Origin of the sequence: Paenibacillus sp. FSL H7-0714, assembly GCF_038003765.1 — a bacterium.
GTDB lineage: Bacteria > Bacillota > Bacilli > Paenibacillales > Paenibacillaceae > Paenibacillus_AQ.
This window is the reverse complement of sequence record NZ_JBBOPT010000001.1, coordinates 890862-909834: the sequence shown is the minus strand read 5'-3', so window position 1 is coordinate 909834 and position 18973 is coordinate 890862. Positions and strand designations below refer to the sequence as shown.

The following is an 18973-nucleotide window of genomic DNA, read 5'->3' as shown; positions in this document are numbered from 1 at the left end:
CAATGATAAAACGCAGCTATTATGGTCTACTCTCCACCATCACTTTAAGCGCTTTTGGAGATGCTTTTGGCTTACTGGCTATGGAATGGCTCGTCTATGAGCTAACCGGTTCTAAGCTAGCGATGGGAGCACTCGCGCTCAGCTCCGGCATACCTGAGCTGCTGTTGCGCTTGCTCGGTTCACCGTTGTCCGATCGGCTGCACCGGATCCGTTTTATGGCCTGCTTGGCAGCCATTCGCTTGTTGGCTATAGCACTGCCACTCGGCATGGGCCTGGCTGGCCAATTGCAGCTGTGGCATCTGTTTGTCGCCGCGGGTCTCAGCGGATCTTGCGCCGCATTGTTCATGCCAACAGCGATGGCTGTTATTCCTGGCGTTGCCGACAGCCGGAAGCTGGTGCGAGCTTTTGCTATCATTGATGGCAGCAAAAGCGCAGCAGTCCTGCTGGGGCCTGCCTTAGCAGGTGCGTTGACCGCTGCTAGTGGAGCGCTGCCCGCCCTTGGCATCAACATGATATGTTACGCAGCCGCCATCACTACCTTGCTGTGCTTACAAAAGCTACCGAAACCTTCTCCAGCCCCAGGTAGTTTCTCCATCACCGTTTACGTTCGCGAGATAGCCGAGGGTTTTACCTTCTATAAACAATTTCCTGCAATGCTTACGATTATGATCATGGCCTCCATCAGTAATTTAAGCTCAATTGCCGTCTGGACGATGATGGTCCCTTTTGTACGCGAAGTGCTCCACCGCGATGCGGCCACGATGGGCACGCTAAGTACAGTTTTCGCACTGGGAACCTTAGTCGGGCTAAGTGTGATTTCCATGATAGGGGAAATTAAAAAAAGACGGCTTGTCATGCTTAGCAGTCTGGGGACCATAGGTTTAGTGACTACCTTATGGGGGTTATTCCCTAGTTTTTCTTTTGCTCTCGCCGCTGTATTTGCTACTGGGACGTTAGGTCCCTTCTTCGGTTCCTTAAGCTCTTCACTCCATGGACGTCTAGTTCCGAGCCATCTGCAAGGAAGAGTCAATTCTATTCGCTTTCTGATCGGTGGCGGCTTGCAGCCTTTTGGTGCTTTTGCCGGTGGCGTGATTGCCCAGCATTATGGGGTGTCCGCACTTTTTGTAATCTCCGGACTGCTTCCAATGCTCTGTGCTAGCGCAGCCTTGCTGCTCCCCGGACTAAAAGCGCTGGATGGTGACCTTTCCACCCTTGAGGCTACCCATAGGCGACCCGTTGTGGAAGTTCCGTCACAAGGTGTTGTAACTGAACGATAAGTGGGGATATGTAGAAGAGTTCACTGATTCTAATAGAAACAGCGATAACTTAGGACAAGGAAAACACGTCCTAAACTACCGCTGTTTATTTTAATTTATCAGGCAAAAAAGGAAACTGGAATTTCAATTTTTTCACAATAGACTACCCTCTGTCGTTGAAGGCGGCGGATGGCAGTCTGTTTTTTTATAGTCTTGTTAACGTTCCATTCACACTACTCTGATAATGTCTATAAGCGTTAGGTGGATGATCATCCAAACCCAATAAATGATGATGCGGAGGATAATAATGTTAACTTATATAAAAAAAGACTGATCGCTGGTCTAACCCTATTGGCTGTGATCAGTGCCGGATTAGGCGCAAGCCTGGTGTTGCCTGGGAACCAGGCATGGGCCGAGACCAAAACGGATCAAACTGTGCTACCTATAACCCAGACTGAAGCACCTGCCAATCTCGATGATACCGAGAGTCTGACCACCTTCGTTGATGGCATCATGGAAAAAGATATGAATCGGCTACAAATTCCGGGAGCCGTGATCTCCATCGTAAAAGATGACAAGATTATTTTGGCTAAAGGTTATGGTAGTTCCAATCTAGAGGCAGCAGCCCCCGCTGACCCGACAACCAGCATGTTTCGAATCGCTTCAACGACAAAGCTGTTCACCTGGACAGCGGTGATGCAACTGGTCGAGCAAGGCAAAATTGATCTAGACACGGATATTAACACCTACCTGAAATCAGTGAAGATCCCTGCTACTTATCCTGAGCCTATCACTATGCGCCATTTGATGACACATACAGCAGGTTTCGAAGAAGGTGGAGTAGGTTATCAAATCACTACAGACCCTGCCAAATTGCCGGGGTCAATATCGGAAACACTCAATAAGCATATGCTGGCACGGGTAAGACCCCCCGGAGAGATGAGTTCTTATTCGAACTTTGGGGCTACACTAGCGGGTCTGATTGTGGAGGAAGTCAGCGGTGTTCCTTACAATGACTATATACAAAAGTATATTTTCGATCCGCTCGACATGAAATATTCGACTGTGGTAGAGCCTTTGCCGGAGTCATTCATACCCAACCAAGTTGTAGGGTACACGAGTGAGAACGGTAGTTTTATTCCAGGCACACCTACCTTCGAGGGCGGGTTTCGTCCTGCCGGCTCGGGTACAGTATCAGCAGTAGATATGGCGCATTTCATGATCGCCCATCTGCAGAACGGGAAATATGGTGACCAGCAAATTCTTAGAACGGAGACTGCAGAACTAATGCATTCAACGGCGTACCAATTCGACAAGCGTCTGCCGGGAGTAGATCTGGGGTTCGCTGAGAAACACATCAATGGTCTCAGACTGATCACTCATGGTGGTTCCGACCCCATGTTTAATACGGAGTTTTATCTTGTGCCTGCCAAGCATGTAGGCATCTTTGTATCCTACAACGGCGGTGAGGGCGGTGATTCCGCAGAAGACCTCATCCAAGCCTTTTTCAACCGCTACTACACTGCTCCTGATGCGAGTCAGCCTGAATTCATCGCTTCTGATGAATCTATTCAAAAATATGCAGGAGCCTATCAATTTACACGCCGAAACATCAGTGATATTGATAAGTTTTTCAACTTTTTCGCTCAGCTGAATGTCTCGGTTGAGGATAATAAGCTATCCTTGGGAAGTGGTAGTGAACAACAATTGTATAATGAAGTCAGTCCGAATATGTTCCAACTCGAGGGAGGTACCGAACAAATTGCCTTCCGCACGAATGAGTCCGGTAAGGTTACACATATGATCTTAGGGATGGCACCGGATATGCCGCTGGAGCGTACGCCTCTCTTGGATCAGAATAAATTTTGGTTTATCGTACTAGGGTTCTCGGGGTTGATTTTCATCACTGCATTGCTCGGACTAATCTTCTCCAGACGCAAGATTAAGGCGATGACGCCACCTGAAAAGTGGGCCATCCGCCTATCTGCGGGAACTGCTGGTTGGGCGCTGCTATCTTTCGTCACGATATTTATGGTGGTTATGTCCATGGACATGATGCAGAAGTTCAGCGGGATCAGTCTTTCGCTTTCTCTCAGTTTAGTTATGCCAATCATTTTGGTTGGTCTGACTTTAGCTTTGCTAATCTCGGCTATACTGGTTTGGAAGAATAAATACTGGACAGCTTTCAAGCGTGTGCATTATACGTTAGTGGCGCTTTCGGCTGTGGCGATGACTCTGTTCTTCTACTATTGGAACCTGTTGGGTTGGCAGTTCGGATAACACCATTACTTGCCAAGTACAAATCAGATATAATGAAAGCTTAATAGAGGAGGAAAATCGTGGCTACTATACTTATCGCTGATGATGATGATAACATCCGAAAGCTAATGTCTTTATTTTTGCGAAAAGAAGGTTTTGAACTCAAAGAAGCCAGGGATGGTACCAAAGCTCTGTCCATTATACAGAACTCGCGTGTCGATCTCGTCATTCTAGATATTATGATGCCAGGATTGGATGGTTGGGATCTATGCAGAGAAATCAGGCGCTGGGATGCCAACATCCCCCTCCTTATGGTGACAGCTAAAGCAGAATCTGCACACAAAGTGAAAGGCTTTCAACTTGGTACGGATGACTATCTAACGAAACCATTTGATCCGCTTGAACTGGTAATGCGAGTAAAAGCTTTGCTTAAACGCTCGCTGGTCGTTTCTTCCCAGTCCGTGCAGTTGGGTAATGTGGCGCTCAACCGGCGCACTTTTCAGGTCACGCGTGGTGAAGAACCGGTCACAATTCCTTTGAAGGAATTTGAGCTGCTGTTTCTGCTGGCCAGCCATCCTGGGCAAATCTTCACAAGAGAACAGTTGATCCTTCAAATCTGGGGACTGAATTATGAAGGAGACGGCCGGACTGTAGATGTGCATATAAGTCGGTTGAGGGAGAAATTCAGCGGCAAGGGCGAGCAATTTCAAATCGAAACGGCCCGCGGCCTGGGATATCGGCTGATCCCTATGCCATGATCAAGACATTGTATGTACGCGTCATTCTCACGTTTCTGGGCATCATCATCTTTAGTCTAATCTGTTCCTTTTTCATTGGCTTGTATGTCTTTCAGAAACAAATAAGTTATGAGGGACAGAATGAAATGATCGTAGTGGGAAAAGAGATCATTCACCGCTATGATGACGCCAAACCTAAAGATACGGACGAGTTCCTGAATAGTATGGTTAAGGTATCCGCACACCCTATCCACCTGTACAATCATGCCGGAGAACATACCTTTTATGGGCTCAAGGGTAGTCCGGCTGTCACTGTCCCCCCCGAAGCTGTCAAACAAGTACTACAAGGAAAGCTCTACCGTTCCTCCGCGGAAGATAAGGATATTTTTATCGGGATGCCTTTTATGTTGGACGGGGAGTGGCGCGCGATGTTCTTGCAGTATTCTGCTGAGAACGAAAATATCGTTAATCGGATGGTGCTCTTTGTGCTTTTGCTCGTGCTTTTGCTGGGTAGTGTATGCATTCTTATTGCCGCCAGATATTTGGTGGAGCCGATCAAAGCACTGACGAATGCAACAAAAAGACTGGCCAAGGGTGATTTCGAGGTGGAGCTTAAAGTGAACCGAATAGATGAAATCGGGGAATTGACACAAAGCTATGTGGAGATGGCAGGGGAGCTGAAGCAGTTGGAACAAATGAGGCAGGATTTCGTATCCAACGTTTCTCATGAAATCCAGACACCGCTTACGTCGATTTCCGGCTTTGCCAAGGCGTTGCAGAACCATGATTTAATCGTGGAAGAGGAACGCAGCGAATATCTTGATATCATCATTGCGGAGAGTGAACGTCTGTCGAGGCTAAGTGATAATTTATTGAAGCTCGCTTCCCTGGATTCTGAACATCATCCCTTCAACGCAAGTCCCTTCAATCTTGACGAGCAGATTAGAACCATCGTTGTGACTTGTGAGCCCCAATGGTCAGCCAAAGGCATTGTTATCGATCTAGAGCTGCCGGAAGCGGTGAAAATTAAGGGTGATGAAGATCAGCTGAAGCAAGTATGGATGAATTTGCTCAGCAACAGCATCAAATTCACACCGGTAGGCGGGAATATTCGCATCAGTATAGTTAGTAGTGCAGCAGAAGTATCCGTCACCATCATCGATAATGGAATCGGGATGTCACCGGAAGAGTTCAATGCCGTATTCCAAAGATTTTATAAAATAGACAAGTCGCGGAACGGAAACAACAATGGCAACGGTCTCGGACTTGCGATCGTTAAAAAAATTGTCTCTCTGCATCAGGGAAGGATAGAGGTAGACAGTGCTATCGGAGAGGGAACGACGATTATCGTTAGGTTGCCCGTCTCCCCGTCTGCTCCCAGCCGAAAGAGCCTTAAGCCCTTTGAAGATACCTCAGCGCCTATGGATATCGAAAGGGAATAATCAAAAAACAGGCGATACCGGTAGACCGGAGCATCGCCTGTTTTTTAAGGTTAGATCTAGGAGCATCGCTACTAGAATTCCATACCGATTGTAATATCTTATAGTGGCCAAACCTCCAGCCACTAGGTACTGCCGCCCCCCCTTCGGCTAAAAACCGAAGGGGGGGTTCTTTGAGCCTTTCTTCGATGTTGGATTTGGGTTTCGCGCTGATAGCAGCGGAGAGAACGGACTGATTGTGGAAAAGCGGAGCGTTCGCCTTTGTGTCCGGATTTTACCCTAGGGGGAAAAATTCAAAAAAATCTGGACACAACAGCGATTGTAACAACAGTCCGTTCTCGGAGCGTCCGCCAGCGCAAAGCGCAGCACTTAAAACGCCAAATACCCAATTCCAAAACCTAAGGCTCAATCAACCCATACTTCGTTTTTATCCGATCCAACTTTTCAATCATAGGGTTAGCAATGAAAAAGAGGAACACCACCGTCGAGACCGCATGCACCATATCAAACCAAAAGGCGGAAATATAAGTTGTCATCAAAGCCGACCATGAGAACTCAGAAGTGAACATCATCAGCGAGCCTATATTGATAATGCCTCCATATACCAAGAACGTTGCTAGCCCTCCAAATATACAGAGAGACAGCTTAGTCTTTTTAAGCAGACCTTTCTTGAAGAAAATGCCCGCCAGGAAGCCAATGATGCCAAAACAAAACATTTGCCAAGGCGTCCAAGGTCCCTGCCCAAAGAAGAAATTGGAGACGAAGCCCGCAACAGCACCGACCAGAAATCCTGCCTCAGCTCCCAAACTCACCCCTGCGATGATCACTATAGCAACAACCGGCTTAAACTGCGGCAACATGAAAAAGGCTGCGCGTCCAGCAACGGCAATAGCTGCTAGCACCGCTATGACGATGAGTTCCCTCGCCTGCGGCTTCCGATTCTCGAACACCATCGCAAACGGAATCATCGTATAGAGGACGATCAATAGGCTGATAAAGTAATATTTTCGATCGTCTAGGACAAAGATACCTAGCAAAATTGTAGCTGGAATAACTATAAAGATTAGTAGTGCTGCTAATAAAGTTCGACGACTCAAATGACGACCCGTTACCTGCTTCGTTGACATAAATCAATCACACCCTCTATCGTTACTCCCTCGCTCCATACATGACGCGCCATTCGGTTGGCGGCAGTCGTATAGAAGCTGTTTCCCGCAAAAAACTTCTTCGCTGTATTAGTAGTGATGATACTTCCGTCAAAGAACATCGCGCAAACTTCCGCGTATTTGGCACAGAATTCAACATCATGCGAGACCATTACGATGGTAACACCATCGGCATTAAGCTTCTGTAGGAATAAAGCGAGTTTCTCCTTAAAAGGTCCATCCAATCCTTTAGTCGGTTCATCCAGCAGCAGAATCTTTGGTTCTAACAAAAGCACCTTAGCCAGCGCAGCACGCTGCTGTTCTCCCCCGCTAAGATCATACGGATGCATGGAGAGAAGATGTTCCAGTTCTGCGAACTTAACCACGGCCTCAACTTTAGCCAACTTTTCTTCCTTCGTTAAAGGAAGCTGGGATAACATTTCGTATAAATCTAACTCTACTGTTTTCTTCACAAATAAGGTTTGTGGATTTTGCGGGAGGATGCCCAGATTGTTAGTAAACAGTTCTTTGGCATTCATTTTTGCTGGGTTCTTTCCACCGATTAGAACCTTCCCTCGATAGGGCTGAAGGATGCCGCTCATTAAGGAGAGTGTTGATGTCTTCCCCGTTCCATTCCCACCAACAATGCAATAGAACTCCCCTTGCTTTACTTCAAAAGACAAATCTTTAATGATGTCCGATCCGTGTTTATCATATTTAAACCATACATCCTTAAACTTTATGACTACAGGGCCGTCCACTTTTGAGCTTGGCTGAGATTCTGCGATCGCTGCAGGTGTCTTATCCTCTAGAAAAGCATCCAACCATTGGCGTCCTTCCTTCACTGTAACAGGCCATGCTAAGTCATTCTCTACGCCTGCGTAAATTTGCATCGGTGAGGGCATGGACAGAAACATTGGATGATTCAGCTTGCTTAGAGCTTTTCCCACCCTTTGCGGGGTATCATCAGCAATCACGATGCCCTCATTCAGCACAATCAGCCGATCTGTAAGCGGAAGAACATCCTCTAGACGATGCTCGGTCATGATAACGGTTGTTCCAAGCTCGCGATTAATCTTTTTAACCGTCTCCAAAAAATCGGAAGCCGCGATAGGATCTAACTGAGAGGTAGGCTCATCAAGGATTAGAACCGAGGGATGCATAGCCATAATCGCCGCTAAATTGAGTAGCTGCTTCTGGCCACCCGATAGCTCAGTCACACTTTTATGGAACCAGGTCTGAATTCCGAAAAAGCTCGCCATCTCAGCCACGCGCAAACGAATCGTAGAATTGTCATAACCTAAGCTTTCAAGACCAAAAGCCAGCTCATGCCACACCTTGTCTGTCACAATTTGATTGTCCGGACTTTGGAGTACATAACCGATTTCCGCTGCTTGTGTCCGTTGATCGATCGCTTCTACAGGTTGACCCTTATAATAAATCGCCCCTTGGCGTTTGCCATGTGGGGTTAGGATTGTTTTCAGTTGTCTTAGTAAGGTACTTTTGCCACAGCCTGACTTTCCACAAACAGTAATAAAGTCTCCGCTTGCAATCGTAAGATTAATATTCGAAAGAGCCATCTGCTCTTGTTCAGGAAAAGCAAAGCTTAGTTCTTCGATTCGATAGATTTCCATTTTATTGCCTCCACCATATTGATGAGCACAGGGATCATACATAGAGCAAAATAAGCGATATATACAAGGATACTAAAAGGTGTAATTGCGCTCGCTTTAATCGACGGATAATATCTCATCGTGTTCTCACCCATCGCTGCGCCGATGGCTACCATCGCAATTAAGCCTGTCATGATCAAGAGGGCTACTTTGTCCCGGGCATCTAAACGGAAGATCGAAAAGCTTGTACGTCCAGGCAATCCATATCCTCTTGACTTCATGGAATCTGCCGTTTCAATCGCATTTTCCAGAGCCCAGGTGGTCATTATCGATAGGATCGTAATCCCATTTCGCGCTCGCGCGAGAAGATTTCCCTGCGTGACATCCCGACCTATACATTTTTGAGCATTCGAAATCACCTTGATTTGCGCTAAATATCTAGGAACAAAACGAAGCACCATCGAAAAAATCAACGACAGTGCCGGCAGTATTTTTCCGAATATATAAATAAACTTATCTGAGGTCATCACGACGTTATAACAGGAGAACCATATGATTACCGTCACAAACATGCACGCCGCTGCTACACCATAAAGAATGGATTCCTTCGTAATGGGATTTCCATTGTTCAAATAGAACAAGATCGTTACCCCTTGATGATTAAAAACAGGGTTCATAATCGCCATAAATAGTAGAAAAGGAACCATGTACAGCAGATTAAATCGAACGGCTTTCTTTCCTTTTAACATAAAGGAGTAGACCACTGCACTAATAAGAGCAATCACCTGAAATATGGGATGCATGAACACCATGCTAAATAACAACACAACAACAAAATAAAGAAAATTCACAAACGGATGAAAGGTAGAAAAGCTATCCTTCATTATTTCTGTGCTCCTCCTGTGGCTACATAACCACCTACATCTCGACCTAAATCACAAGTGTATACCCACTCAACGACATCGCCATCCTTGAGAACATAACGACTACTGCCGTAGTTAGGGAACCAGCCATTTACTTTGTACATCCATCCACTAAGCTCTCCAGCATCAAATTCATAAAGATTATTTATGCCTTCAATATAATTACTGTTATAGATCGGAGTCATACTGAATTCCATATGGATTTTATTCTTCTTCATCTCTCTTAGCAAAACATCAAACACAGACTCACCTTCATAAAAGGTTACCTTCTGCGCTTTATAAATGATACCATCTGCCGGCAATACTTCAACCTTATCCTTATTGAAAATATCCATATTATCTAAAATCGTTGCTGCCGACACGGACAAAGTAGCCGTTAATTGCTTCTTCTTATCTACCGTTGCATCTTGCCATTCCACGGGCTTAGGTTTCCCGCTCGGCACTGGATCGGTAAGGAATTTATCCTTTTTCGGTTCCTGCTTTGTTTCTGTTGTCGCTACTTTTGAATCCGGTTTGATTACTGGTTTTGCCGTCGCTTTCGTTTCCGGCACGGACGTTTTAGCCGCTTTCGGTGTTGCGGTCGGTTGTGCCTGTGTATCCGATTTAGGTGTTGCAGTCGGCTTTTCAACCTCTGTTACCGCAGTTTCGGTTGGCGTTACCTCTTCAGTTGGTTTTACCGTTTCAACGGGCTTAGGCTTAGCTGTTTCACCAGGTGTAGCTGTAGGAGCTATCTCCGTTGTCTCGGCATCACTTGAGGTTGTAGGCTCTACATCAACATTCTGATTGGAGGCCGTATTGGCTGATTCTACAACTTGAGACTCAACACTGTTACTCGCAACCTTGTTCGGGCTCTTCTGATAATTCCCGCCCCAAAAGAAGGCAATCGCCAACACACCAATAATTAGTATCGCTGTTAGCCATTTTTTCTTATTCATTTCTTAAGTTCCCCACCTTAAATAATAAGCAAGGGTATACATGCTACCCTTGCTTATCTCTTTAAATAAAGTTCTATTTAACGTCTGTCATGTCATAAAGACTCGTCTGACCCTTAACGAACCGATCATAAGCAACCAGTGCATACATCGCTTGATCCGTAGCCATAAGATCTACTTCTCCGGGTTTCGCGCCTCCGTTGCCTACGCCACCCTGCTTCACGTGATAAAAACCACCTTCAGGTGCAGCAAAGCCAAGCAACGCATCTACCGCTGAACGGCCATTTTTAATAAATCTGGAATCCTTATGTGGATCTATACCAAGTCCAGTTAAAGCTACAATAACCTGAGCAATGCTCTCGGAGTTCGTAGACTCCCAGCTTGCAAAGCCACCGTCTGCTGTTTGCGTTTTGGATAACCAAGCAATTCCACGATCCACAGCAGCCGTTACTTTGGCATTCGTTTTGTAATACGGGGTCAAGCCTTGAATAACCATTCCCGTAATATCCGGATCGGCCTCAGTAGCATTACTGCCTAGTGCCCATCCCCCGCCGTTGATCTCTCTGCCCAAAATGTAATCAATGAGCGTCTCTCTTGTTGTCTGCGTCTTAACATCCTTAACCACTGGAATGTCGTAATGATTACTATCCAGAGCGATCAGGGCAAACACAGGTCCATTAATGCCTTGCTTGATTACAGTATCAAAATCAGCGAGCGGTTCCAGTAGGTTATAACCCGCCACTTTATCAATATTTTTGCCGATTGAAGTTAATGCCAAAATAACTCTATCATATTCGGTATATTTTACGCTATGCAGCTTCCCAGCTTTTTCTTTAAGGGTGGCTTCTACATTCGCATAGTACTTAGCGTAATAACTATCTGGAACCTTCACACCAGAACGTGCCAGCCCAAACACTGTCCAATCGCCGCCAACCGAGGCGATGACCGGGTTTGTAACTGTTTTTTGCAAAAAGGCTGCTGTGTTCTGAATATATGGACTAACTGCTGTATTCTGAATATTTGGACTAACCACTTTGTTCCCACTCTTATAATCATGGGTTCTTGTAGCTACAACAGCCGCCATTTCTCTAGTTACAAGCTCTTTAGGCTTAAACTGATTATTGTCACCTAACATAAGTCCGGTGGCAACAATGGTTTCCACATCTGCTTTTGCCCATGCAGACACAGTATTGATATCTTTAATAGCTGTACCTGGCTTAGTAGCCGGGATTGATAATGCTCTGACAATAATGGCTGCCATTTGTTCGCGAGTAATCTTGTCATTTGGCTTAAATTCATTATTAAAGCCTGTAATTAACCCTGCTTTATGAGCAGCATTCACATATGGATAGAACCAATCTCCCAGAGCGACATCCTTGTAGGTAATTCCTTTGTCACTCTTGATATCCAGTTCCAATGCTGATACTAGGATCTTAGTAAATTCTGCTCTTGTAATTTCAGACTTCGGATTGAATTTACCATTGTTACCTTGGATATATCCTTTTTGTGTAGCTGTTTCAATCGCTGAGTACGCCCAGGGTGAGATCTTATCGGCGTCTGTATACAGTTTTTTGATATCATTTGCATTCGAGTTATTATCTTTCGAAGTATCCTTAGGACCCTCTGTTGGAGATGGCTTTCCGTCAGTATTAACATTAGTCCCTGGTGTAGATCCACCACCCGGAGCTGAAGTAGGCGTTGGTTTAAATCCTGATCCCAAGTCCTCACCTAGATCCGTAGTATAACGCCACTGAAGACTATCTCCAGCATTCAGGGTATATAGAGATGCCCCATACCCAGGATACTTTCCATTCACATTATACATCCATCCACTACCACTACCATGATCAAATTCCCCATCACCAGCAATGGATTCGACATATACACTATTGTATATTTCTGTCCACTTAAACTTATATACGATACCGCGGCTATCCAGAACTCTTTTTAGTACAGTCCATGCTGTGTCACCAGGTTGTAGCTCAACCTGTGCAGATGGAACAACATACCCTTTATTGATGGTAAGCTTATCCACAGACAAAGTTACAGTTGATTTAGGTGGAGTGACTTCGCCACTGTTACCTTCGCCACTACCGTCACCACCAGGTGTTTGTACTGTACTAGTGGTGTAAGCAACGTAATCAGTGAAGTGATTGGTTTTTACGATTAAATCATTTCCACTATCATAGGTATACTCAGACTTACCGCTTGCAAAACCTAAGTCATCATTTGCAAACTTTTGAATGTTATGTGGTGTGCCGTCTTGAATATAAGCTGCATCTTTTCCTTTAAGATCCTTAAAAATTAACGTAATGAATTGACTGAATTCTACTCTTGCACTGCCGCCCATTGAAAAAGCCTGAACAATGCTCTCCAGCTTCTTGTCCTTAGGAATAACCTGATTCAGACTATCCTTAAGCGCAGTTTCTGTGCCTGCTATAGATGAAATAAGCTCAACCTTAGCATCACCACTTGTAACTTTTGCACCTTTAGGAATGACTACAGATACGTCACCTTTAGTAGCCTCTATTTGAGGAAGAGTACTATTTCCAAGTAAATTGACACTTACTGCGGATTGCTTATACTCTGGGATTTCCACTGTGATTTCTTTGTTGCTATCTTCGGGGCGTATCGGAATGATGTAATCATAATTATCGCCCTCTGGAATTTTAATTTCTGGTTTATCTCCTGATGGGATCTGTACTTCTATCTCTTCTGGATCTTCTGGTTGTTCAGGTCCCGGCTTTTCATCATTCATATCATACAGACGGTTCTTATGATTAATCAGACGATCATAAGCAACAAGTGCATACGTACCTTGATCCGTTGCCATTCCATCTACTTTTCCGGTGAGAGTATGCTTAAATCCACCATCCGGTCCAGCAAAGGTAAGTAGCGCGTCTATAAGCGAATTTCCTTCTTTTACAAATTTAATGTCACTGTGCGGATCTACGCCTACGCCAGTTAAAGCCACAATAACCTGTGCGATGCTCTCACTGCTTGTGCTTCCCCAGCTTGTATATCCACCTTGAGCATTTTGCGTACTCGATAACCATGCAATCGCCCGATCCACGGCAGCTTTTACATTTGGATTAGTTGCATAATAAGGCGCAAGAGCTTGTATCGCCATCGCAGTAATATCGGTATCAGCTTTTGCTGGGCCTAATGCCCAACCTCCGGCGTCCGCGGTACCTTTTTTGATTTCTTTATCTAAAATATACTTAATCAAATTCTCTCTTGTAGTCTGATATATTACCCCATCTTTATCAGGCTCAGGGAATAGAACGGGGATCTCGTACGTACGACTATCTAAGGCAATCAGTGCAAATATGGGACCATTAATCCCTTGCTTCTGAACATATTGATAATCAGCGAGTGCATTGATTAGATTATTACCCGCAACATTCGTGATATCCTTCCCGATCGAGGTAAGTCCTAGGATCGCTCTGGAATGCTCTGTGCTTTTAATAGCATCGAGTTTTCCATCCTTCATTAATTCTGTTACTTTCTTAGCTACGTTGTTGTAATAGAGATCATAATAACCACTTGGTACTTCGTAGTTGGCACGTGCTAAAGATAAGATCGACCATTCCCCACTGCCAGTACCAAATGACGGATTCTTTACCGTTTTTAAAATATAGGCCAAGCTTTTATCTAACTGTTCCTTTGCGCCAGTGGTAGCATTCAGCTTGTAGGTAATTTGATATGTTTTCTCTACTCTATTTTCTGCTCCGTCTACTGCCGTTACAGTGATTACATTACTACCTGGGCTTAGAGATGCTTTGTACTCACCATTAGTAGCAGATAGAACGACTCCATTAAGTTTTACTGCTGGCATGATATCTTTAAATATATTGTCTGTGACAACTACTCTGAAACTTAAATCTTTATCGGACACTTCCTGTTTATCCTGAATACCACTTACAGTAATAACAGGTGGCTCTATATCCAAAGAATTGGTAAGCCCGACAAGCGCATGATCTACACTTACTTGAGAGCTTTCAATATTTTCGAGCACGGAATAGGCTTGGTAGACTGCCGATTGTACTACAGTTCTATCCAAAATACTTTCTTTATTCGGATCGCTGTTAATCTCTGCAATTTCAGCAGTTAAAGCGTCCTTATTGGCAAGTTGAATTGGTAGTTCTCCCCAACCACCACCAAGATCAGAACCATAGCCATACGTGGTGAACTGAGTTCGGATGATGTCACCATCTTGAGGATCATATTGAGAAAAACCAACTGGAGGAAATTCATTATTTACTGCATACATCCAACCAGACATGGGGGTGTAGTCAAACTGACTCAACCATTGTTGATTTACTTTAGTTCCTACTGTCATCCCACCAGCTGAGATCATATCTAAAATATATTTCGGAATATTCACTTCATCTCTGGCATTATCTTTAACTTCAGATAGATAAAAGCTACTATTTATATCTCCTAAATATTTATAATTGCCCTCTCCTAGCGCACGCATAATTAAAGATGCGCCATTGTCCCCTTCGTAGATCGGAACTTTAATAGGTTCCTTAATATATCCTTGACCCAATGTGAACTTCTCTACAGATACAGTTGCGTACCCTTTAAGCGTAGAGCTTGCTCCATCTGCATGAGCCGGAATTACACTTGTAGAGAATGTCGTGATGAATACAGCTACAATAAGTAACCAAGCTAAAAACTTATTTTTCTTCATGTTTCATAACCCTTCCCTTCTTTTCCTATGATAAAAAACAGAATTAAACCCAGCGAGAAAAAACACCAGCGCCACCCATTAAGGGATGGCATTCACAAAAAAAAACCACTCAACATAAACGTCAAGAGGTTTAAAATAGTGAACTGAAAACGCCATAATAGCTGACATGCACTATTCAAACACCTCTCTATCGCTCGTAGAGTTTAACGGTGTATTAGAAACAGGCAGATATTCTGGCTCAAGTATCATCACCCTTGCTACCTTCCCAGTTTCCCAGTGGTACCTTGCAAGGACTCCTCTTTCACAGCGGCGGGACCGCGCGGGATTCACACCCGCTTTCCATTTAACCAATCTATGATTGTAATTCCGAAACATTCATAATTGGCACCTATTGCTAATATTAATTTTTCATGCTTCATCATATCTAATATATATGCTTTTGTCATGCAATATTTGTTTTTTGTATAACGAGTAGTTAGCGATAATCCTATTGAATATCAAATCATTTTAACCACAATATACTCTTTTTCTCTCAGCTCAAAACCATCCTCCAGTGACAAAGAGGCCAAATCAAAGATTCGATCATACTTTTTATTACGTGGGAGCCCTTCTTCCTCAGCCCAGCATGTATAAAGCTCGAACTCGGCACCAGATACCCCATAATCTGTCATAAGCCTAAATAACTCCCGACAACACTTGAGTGAGGCGTTATACGATCCCGGTAAAGTATCTTTTAGCTTAGAGCCGCCCCAATTCGGTGAAATCCGGTACACATACGGACTCCGAAAATGCTTGCGAATCTCATCGTTCCAATACCCAAGTTCCTCTATAAAAATACCCGCTGCATCTTCTTCCGAGTCGTATACAAGACAGTCCTCATCTCTTAAATGAGATAGATCTGCGATGTCATCCAAAGGAATTATACCTTGCAGGCGCAGAGCCTCTCTTTGTTTCTTATACTCCGGGGAATTTTTCACTTCATTATATGTCTTTGCTGACGGTACACTGCCTCTTTCTCCTAACGGAAGCTCTGTAGCCGAGCCTATGTAATGAAATCTGCTCACTGGATTGCCCTCCATAACTTTGGAATCACTGCAAATCACTAATTCATATATGAATTTACCACAAATTAGTAAGGTACTCGTTGAAATTATTCTATGTTAGGGTATTTGGTAAGCGTTTACAACGAATTCATGGAGGTGTACGTATTCATCTAAGCACCAAAGTACTAAGGAAGGTCAGGTTTAAGCATCCTCAAAAATGATCTTACAAAGGAGAATTCAATGACTACTCGAATCCAGAAATCATTCTTATCATTGACCCTTGTCACCGCTCTTCTGCTCTCTTTGTTCTCATCCATTGCCGCCGCTGCCACTAAGGACGAGCAACAAGCTAAGGCAGCACCAAAGAGTAAGATCCAATCCTATGTAGACGATATGCAGCCCGGATGGAACCTTGGCAATACTCTAGATGCTACAGGTGAGGATGAAACCTCCTGGGGCAATCCGCGTGTGACCCAAGAAGTGATTAAGAAAATCGCCGCACAAGGCTACAATAGTATCCGGATTCCTATCACTTGGGATTCACACATAGGTGAAGCACCGAACTACACCATTGATCAAGCTTACCTCGACCGTGTCGAAGAAGTTGTAGGCTGGGCGCTAGACGCCAAGTTATATGTAATGATCAATGTCCATCACGACTCCTGGTTATGGGTAAGTCATATGGAAGAGAAGCATGATGAGACGCTGGCGCGTTATAATGCAGCATGGACTCAAATTGCGGACCGCTTCAAGGATAAATCCGATAAGCTGATGTTCGAAAGCATTAATGAACCTCGTTTCACGGATGGCGGAAGTACGGATGAAGCGAAGATGGAACAGATGCTTGCAGAGCTCAACAATTCCTTCCATCAGATCGTTCGAAACTCAGGTGGAAAAAATGATGTCCGTCCGCTAGTGCTACCTTCATTAGAGACTTCTCCTACCCAACCTAGAATGGATCAGCTCTACAAAACGATTATAGCTCTTAACGATCCGAACATAATTGCGACCGTTCACTACTATGGCTTCTGGCCGTTCAGTGTGAATATCGCTGGTTACACCACGTTTGAAAAAGATACAAAAAACGATATCACCCAAACTTTTGATAACGTTTACAACACATTCGTAGCCAAAGGAATCCCTGTTATCGTTGGTGAGTTTGGACTCCTAGGATTCGATAAAGATACAGGTGTGATTGAACAAGGCGAGAAGCTGAAATTCTTCGAGTACCTTACCTATTATTTAAAAGAAAAGAAAATGACCTCCATGCTCTGGGATAACGGGCAGCATTTCAACCGCAAAACGTATAAGTGGTCCGATTCTGAGCTGCAGGGTGTATTAATGTCTGGTCTGAAGGAACGTTCCTCCAGCACTGAAAGCGATCTGGTCTATCTAAAAAAAGGTGCAGCGATCAAAGACACCAAGGTGAAGCTGAACCTAAACGGCAATAAGCTAACCACGATTAGTGCAAATGGGAAGTATCTAACCAAGGGAAAAGATTACACCTTGAATGGCGAGGAGCTCACACTCAAAGCCAGCCAACTCAAAAAACTCACAGCTTCCCAAAAATACGGTGAAAATGCTGTGTTAACGTTGAAATTCAACAAAGGTGTTGCGTGGAGACTAAAGATCATCGTGAACGACACTGCCAAATTAAGTGAAGCCAAAGGTACGACTGAATCGTTTGCGATTCCAACTACCTTTAATGGTAACCAGCTTGCCACGATGGAGGCTGTCTATACCGCTGGTGGCAATGCAGGCCCGCAAGACTGGACACCATTCAAGGAGTTCGGCAATACGTTCTCACCCTCTTATAACACGAAAGAAATCAAGCTGCTTCCAGCCTTCTTTAAAGATGTTAAAGATGGAGAGGTCATCTTGAAATTCCACTTCTGGAATGGTGATATCCTTACGTACAAGATCACGAAGAGTGGAACAAACGTTGTAGGAAAGTCTTCTTAGCTTTCGCTGTATAATATAAAAAGGAGTGTCCCTTCACGGGGACACTCCTTTTTTAACTACATCATACATATACTTCTTCATACGTCATCAACATCAAGCGATAGACCAGATATACTCCAAGATAAGCTCCCGTTAAAAGGAACATTGGATTCAAAAAAATCGCATGGATCGAGGTCATAAATACCGTGTTATCTCTTAATATTTCATATATAGCTAGGGCAGAAATATTACCTAAAATAAGCGTAGACAACACAGAAGCTACATTAAAAACAATACGCCACTTTATCCATTTCCGTTGTATCATTAGCATGGCGACGGGAACCACTATACTGCCAAATACGATTAGAAATTTCATTTAGCCAGCCACCTCAGTATCTCTTTAATCCTCCAGTTCAACACTTTCGATTTGCCCCTCGGCATTCACTGTCCACTCGATATCAACACCTGGCATCAGTCCAAGCTTGTCCTCATCTTCGATCACTACATGATCGGGGATGGTTAGGGTCTGCTCTCCCCCACCTTCGACTTTAACGGTAACCTGTTTACCATTAGACGTAGTAATCTTCCCATCATATTCAATCTGCTGCAAAACAATCTTTTGGCTCGGATCCGTAATGGTAACCCGCTTGCCACCGTCTGTCAGCAGCTCAATCTTTTTATGATAACCATCCTTTAAAGTGACTTCCTTAATAACTCTCTGAACGCTAACATCCGCCGGAAGTCCCTCTGTATTTGTACCGGATGATGCATTGGGTTGTTCTGTTGCATTGTTCGTAGCCGAAGGTGCAGTGGCTTCTGTTATAGGCGTTGGAGTTACTTGTGTGGTTTCATTGGCAGCTTTAGAGCAGCCACTTAATAGGACGGTACAGGCACAGATCAAACAAAGAACTGAAGTTCGAATCTGGCGTTGTGAATTTCCTTTATTCTGTGTCATCATTTACCTCCGCATTTAAATTTCTTCCAGTTCT

General features: G+C 44.2%; 13 protein-coding genes and 1 riboswitch. Of the genes, 5 read left to right on the top strand and 8 right to left on the bottom strand.

Annotation, left to right across the window (positions count from 1 at the left end):
* The first annotated feature begins 2 nt into the window (after window positions 1–2).
* From NST34_RS03995 to NST34_RS03980, 4 genes are all read left to right on the top strand, one after another.
* A complete protein-coding gene (locus NST34_RS03995; RefSeq protein ID WP_341127217.1) occupies window positions 3–1277 on the top strand; it encodes an MFS transporter in 1275 nt (424 codons plus the stop codon).
* A gap of 240 nt (window positions 1278–1517) precedes the next feature.
* Window positions 1518–3536, top strand: a complete 2019-nt coding sequence (locus tag NST34_RS03990) for a serine hydrolase domain-containing protein (protein ID WP_341127216.1) — start codon at window positions 1518–1520, stop codon at window positions 3534–3536.
* Window positions 3537–3595: 59 nt separating this feature from the next.
* Window positions 3596–4273, top strand: a complete 678-nt coding sequence (locus NST34_RS03985) for a response regulator transcription factor (protein WP_341127215.1) — start codon at window positions 3596–3598, stop codon at window positions 4271–4273.
* Window positions 4270–5694 (top strand): HAMP domain-containing sensor histidine kinase, encoded by a 1425-nt coding sequence (locus tag NST34_RS03980; protein WP_341127214.1) that lies wholly within the window; start codon window positions 4270–4272, stop codon window positions 5692–5694. Before NST34_RS03985 ends, NST34_RS03980 begins: the two co-directional genes overlap by 4 nt.
* 395 nt (window positions 5695–6089) lie before the next feature.
* On the opposite strand, the gene NST34_RS03975 is transcribed toward NST34_RS03980, so the two are convergent.
* The 6 genes from NST34_RS03975 to NST34_RS03950 all read right to left on the bottom strand — a co-directional run bounded on the left by NST34_RS03975 (window position 6090) and on the right by NST34_RS03950 (window position 16064).
* Window positions 6090–6818: an ECF transporter S component gene (locus NST34_RS03975; RefSeq protein ID WP_341127213.1), complete on the bottom strand. Its 729-nt coding sequence runs from the start codon at window positions 6816–6818 to the stop codon at window positions 6090–6092.
* The gene (locus tag NST34_RS03970; RefSeq protein ID WP_341127212.1) at window positions 6800–8470 is read right to left on the bottom strand and encodes an ABC transporter ATP-binding protein; all 1671 of its coding nucleotides are present in this window, start codon (window positions 8468–8470) and stop codon (window positions 6800–6802) included. The genes NST34_RS03975 and NST34_RS03970 overlap by 19 nt, the downstream gene beginning before the upstream one ends.
* Entirely contained in the window at window positions 8443–9333 is an 891-nt protein-coding gene (locus tag NST34_RS03965) for an energy-coupling factor transporter transmembrane component T (protein WP_076286160.1), read from the bottom strand. The genes NST34_RS03970 and NST34_RS03965 overlap by 28 nt, the downstream gene beginning before the upstream one ends.
* Window positions 9333–10307, bottom strand: a complete 975-nt coding sequence (locus NST34_RS03960) for a DUF4430 domain-containing protein (protein ID WP_341127211.1) — start codon at window positions 10305–10307, stop codon at window positions 9333–9335. The genes NST34_RS03965 and NST34_RS03960 overlap by 1 nt, the downstream gene beginning before the upstream one ends.
* Window positions 10308–10380: 73 nt before the next feature.
* Entirely contained in the window at window positions 10381–15000 is a 4620-nt protein-coding gene (locus NST34_RS03955; RefSeq protein WP_341127210.1) for an S-layer homology domain-containing protein, read from the bottom strand.
* 206 nt (window positions 15001–15206) lie between these two features.
* A riboswitch (cobalamin riboswitch) is annotated at window positions 15207–15407 on the bottom strand.
* Between the two features lie 90 nt (window positions 15408–15497).
* Window positions 15498–16064 carry a hypothetical protein gene (locus NST34_RS03950; protein ID WP_341127209.1) on the bottom strand — a complete coding sequence of 189 codons (567 nt, stop codon included), beginning with the start codon at window positions 16062–16064 and terminating at the stop codon, window positions 15498–15500.
* A 219-nt stretch (window positions 16065–16283) separates the two neighbouring features.
* Here NST34_RS03950 and NST34_RS03945 point away from each other — a divergent pair, with 219 nt between their 5' ends.
* Window positions 16284–18005 (top strand): cellulase family glycosylhydrolase, encoded by a 1722-nt coding sequence (locus NST34_RS03945; protein WP_341127208.1) that lies wholly within the window; start codon window positions 16284–16286, stop codon window positions 18003–18005.
* A 61-nt stretch (window positions 18006–18066) separates the two neighbouring features.
* Here the strand turns inward: NST34_RS03945 and NST34_RS03940 are convergent, their stop codons facing one another.
* Together NST34_RS03940 and NST34_RS03935 are read right to left on the bottom strand one after the other, a co-directional pair.
* A complete protein-coding gene (locus NST34_RS03940) occupies window positions 18067–18360 on the bottom strand; it encodes a hypothetical protein (RefSeq protein ID WP_042184951.1) in 294 nt (97 codons plus the stop codon).
* Window positions 18361–18384: 24 nt separating this feature from the next.
* Window positions 18385–18942, bottom strand: coding sequence for a hypothetical protein (locus tag NST34_RS03935; RefSeq protein ID WP_341127207.1), 558 nt, complete (start codon window positions 18940–18942; stop codon window positions 18385–18387).
* Between the last annotated feature and the right edge of the window lie 31 nt (window positions 18943–18973).